The organism is Gemmobacter aquatilis (assembly GCF_900110025.1).
Lineage (GTDB): Bacteria > Pseudomonadota > Alphaproteobacteria > Rhodobacterales > Rhodobacteraceae > Gemmobacter > Gemmobacter aquatilis.
Window position 1 is genome coordinate 1 of record NZ_FOCE01000029.1, and the last position, 3874, is coordinate 3874.

General features: G+C 65.7%; 2 protein-coding genes and 1 pseudogene. All 3 read left to right on the forward strand.

Annotation, left to right across the window (positions count from 1 at the left end; all coding sequences use genetic code 11):
* A partial coding sequence (locus BMX43_RS19345; RefSeq protein WP_091303890.1) for a host specificity factor TipJ family phage tail protein occupies nt 1–2431 on the forward strand: 2431 nt, incomplete at its 5' end.
* A gap of 1 nt (nt 2432) precedes the next feature.
* Nucleotides 2433–3683, forward strand: a complete 1251-nt coding sequence (locus tag BMX43_RS19350) for a hypothetical protein (protein WP_091303891.1) — start codon at nt 2433–2435, stop codon at nt 3681–3683.
* A gap of 10 nt (nt 3684–3693) precedes the next feature.
* Nucleotides 3694–3874: pseudogene (locus tag BMX43_RS19355) on the forward strand (hypothetical protein); the annotation flags it as partial.

A 3874-nucleotide genomic window follows, 5' to 3' on the forward strand; every position in this document is an offset into this window, starting at 1 on the left:
CCTGCTGCCAGCAGCCAAGGGGAAGGTGTCACATGGGTCAGTTCTCAATGAAAATTACGCCGCTACCCGGGTCACTTCTGGGTGGAAATCAACACGCCTGCTGGCGTATCCAGATTTTGCGGCGCAGCCCTATACCGAATTCGCAGGTGGGGAGCAGTACCTGTACCAGCTGCTCTGCCTTGGCGCGGGGCAATACGATGTTGAAGAGCTGCGCATCGAGGACACACCCGTCACCAGCTTCGAGGAGATCGAATATGAGGTGGTAGCACCTGGTGGCGATGTGACGCTTTTTCCCACCGCTGTCGTGACCTCTGTCGAGGTGTCGGGGCAAGATCTTGGCGGGGCAAAGACCGGCACATGGGCGCAATCCGGCACCACAATCACCGTGACCGAGACAGCGCATGGCCGGGCGGTGGGTCAGGCATTGCAGCTGGAATTCACCACCGGCAGCGGGCCGACCGGAGTTTATGCCATCGCCACGGTGACCGGGGTGGATACATATACTGTCACGGCGGCCAGTTCCGCCACCGCCTCGGGGGATGTGACAGTACGGTCAGTGCTGGGCGGGATCAAAGGGTTTACCGCATCGGCGGCGGACACAATGGCGACGCATCTGGCGGTGGATCTGGTGTTGCCGCGCGGTCTGTTCGATCTTGGCAGTTCTGGAAAACTGAATGACCAGAGCCTGCGGGTGATCATCCAGGCGCAGCAGATCGATGCAAATGGCAATGCGCTGGGGGCTTGGGTGCAGATTGCCGATGTGACGCTGACCGACCGGACCTCCACCCCGATCCGCAGGTCCATCCGGCGGGCGGTCAGCCCGCGTGGGCGCTATGCGGTGCGGGCCTGGCGCGTCGATCAAAAAGACGATGACAGCAGTATCGGGCATGATGTGGCGCTGGCCGGGCTGCGGGCCTATCTGCGCGAGCCCGAGGATTTCGGGGATGTGACGCTGATCGCTATGCGGATGCGGGCGACCAATAACCTGTCGCTGCAGGCTTCGCGCAAGGTGGGGGTGATTGCGACCCGCAAGATCCCGATCTGGACGGGCAGCGCGTGGACCGCGCCACAGGCCAGCCGTTCCATCGCCTGGGCCATTGCCGATGCGGCGCGCAATGCGTCTTACGGTGCAGCGCTGGCCGATGCACGGATCGACCTCGCGTCGCTTCTGGTACTGGATGCGGTCTGGGCTGCGCGGGGTGACCGTTTCGACGGGCGGTTCGACAGCGCGGCCAGCTGGTGGGAATCTGTTGCGCGGATCGCACAGGCGGGGCGGGCGCGGATTTTCATGCAGGGCGGTGTGCTGCGGGTGGTGCGAGACGGGGCCGAGACGCTGCCGATCGCGATGTTTTCGATGCGCAATATCATCAAGGGCAGTTTCGCGGTGGACTATGCGATGCCCACCGCCGCCACGGCGGATGCGGTTGAGGTCAGCTATTACGATGGCACCTATTGGACTGCGCGGCGGGTCACAGCGAAGCTGCCGGGATCTGCGGCAGCCAAGCCCGCAAAAATGGAAGGCTTCGGCATCACGGGCCGTGATCATGCGATGCGTGAGGGGATGTATCAGGCTGCCAGCAACAGGTACCGGCGTCGGTCTGTGAAATTCGACGCCGAAATGGCGGGCTTCATCCCATCGATCGGCGATCTGATCGCGGTGCAGCATGACATGCCTGCGTGGGGGGCGCATGCCGAAGCGGTGGCATGGGAGGCTGGCAGCCTGACGCTGACGGTGAGCGAGGATCTGACCTGGGGCGCAGGCACCCATTACGTCGGGATGCGGCGGGCCGATGGCTCTGTCTCGGGCCCGTGGGAGGTGACAGCCGGGGCGCGTGCTGACCAGATGGTCTTTGTCACAGCGCCCGACATGGTGCCTTACACAGCGTCGGAGCGCGATCGGACGCATCTTGCCTTTGGCCCGGGCACCACCTGGGCGGCCCTGTGCAAGGTGGTCGGGATCAAGCCGAAAGGTCTCTATCAGGTGACGATCGAGGCGGTGCCGGATGATCCTTCGGTCCACAGTGCCGAGATCGGGCAGGTGGCAGCGCCGATCCGGCTGTCGGCCCTGTCGCGTCGGGTGACACGGCCTGTCGTTTCCGGGCTGATCGCGCGGCGCATCCCCGGCGACAATACCCGGGTGCTGCTGGCCTGGCGTCCGGCCGCCGGGGCCGAGACCTATCAGATCGAGATGGCCGAGGGGGATGACCCGTGGGCGACCGCAGTGTCCTGGACACGTATCTCCGATACCTCGGCCAGCCAGATCGCCGTGCTGCTGATGCATGCGGCCCGCACCATGATCCGGGTGCGCGGTATCGGTCTCGCGGCCGGGCCGTGGGTGGCCGCGACGCTGGGGAGCCTGATCCCCGAGATGTGGAACACCGACGCGACGCCGATGTGGACGTCTGACCCCAACCCGATGTGGAGCGCCTGATATGGTTGCCTTTCCCGCCGCCGCCGACCTGACCGGCGCCACCCTCACTGAAGCCCAGTTCAAGGCAGGGTTGAATACTTTCTTGTCAGCCATCGTCGGGCTTCTGGGCAGCACCGGCGAGGTCGGCTCCGCACTGGCCGCGCTGGGTGCCCCGCTGTCGAGCTATGCGGCAAAGACTGCGGCTTATACCGTGGCGCTGTCGGATCGGGGCCGGGTGCTGGCCTGTAGCGGCACATGGACGCTGAGCCTGCCCGCTGCAGCGACAGCCACCGCAGGCTTTGACGTGGTTGCCCAGAATGCGGGCAGTGGCACGATCACGATTGACCCATCGGGGTCAGAGCTGGTCGATGGCGCGGCTACGCTGGCGCTGCTGCCGGGGGCCAGTGCCGTGCTGGTCTGCACGGGAACTGCATGGGTCGCGCTTGGCTGCCAGTCTGCCACGGCGCGGCTGTTGGCCCAGGCCGGCAGTGCAGCGGTGCCCGGGCTGGCATTTGCGCTGGATCAGAACACCGGGCTGCTCAACCCGGCGGCCGACCAGATCGGCTTTGCCACCGGCGGCGTGCAGCGCGCACTGCTGAGCGGGTCAGCTTTTCAGGTAAACGTGCCGCTGACTGGCACGGCAGTGACGCAATCGGCCACCGATGGCACGCCGGGGCGGGTGATGCGGGTTGGCGACAGCACCACGCTGTTGTCGGCCAGCCCCGCGTTGCGCTGTACCTATGGCGGCACGGCCAATGCGATCACGCTGACCAGCGGCGCCGGGTTCACCGGAACGCCCGCCGCGGGGTTGCAGGTGCGGTTCCGCGCCACCGCGGCCAATACCGGGGCAGCCACGCTGGCGATTGATGGCTGTGCCCCGGCCAATTGCCTGACGGTGACCGGCGCGGCACTGCCTGCCGGTTATATCCGCACCGGCAAGGACACCAGGGCCATATTCGATGGGGCCAGCTGGATCTTGGACCGCGAGATGGACAGCGGCAGCAACGGAAACGGCGGTTACATGCGTTTCGCGGATGGCCGACAGATCTGCGACAGCACGGTTCTGACATCGACCAGCAGCGAAACGACGAGGACGTGGCCTGCGGAGTTTTCTGCGCCACCGCGCGTCTTCTGTTCGTGCTCGGGCGCCACCGTCGGTTTTGCGCGCGCAGCATCCACGACAGAAATCGTCACTGAAGTCAGCGCCTACAACACCGCGGGCGCCCGCATCGCTGGCTATGTGGCGATCCTCGCCATCGGCAAATGGTATTGAGAGGCTGCCCATGATAATCACCCTGACCCCCATGCGCCGCGACGTAGCGCTGAGCCTGCACTGCGCGGGCGATGTGCTGACGATCAACGGCACGGACTATGATTTCACCCCGCTGGCCGAGGGCGCGGTTCTGCCGCGCGCGGCGGTGGCCTGCCCCTGGCTGGCCTCGGATGTCGAGCGGATCGGTGGTG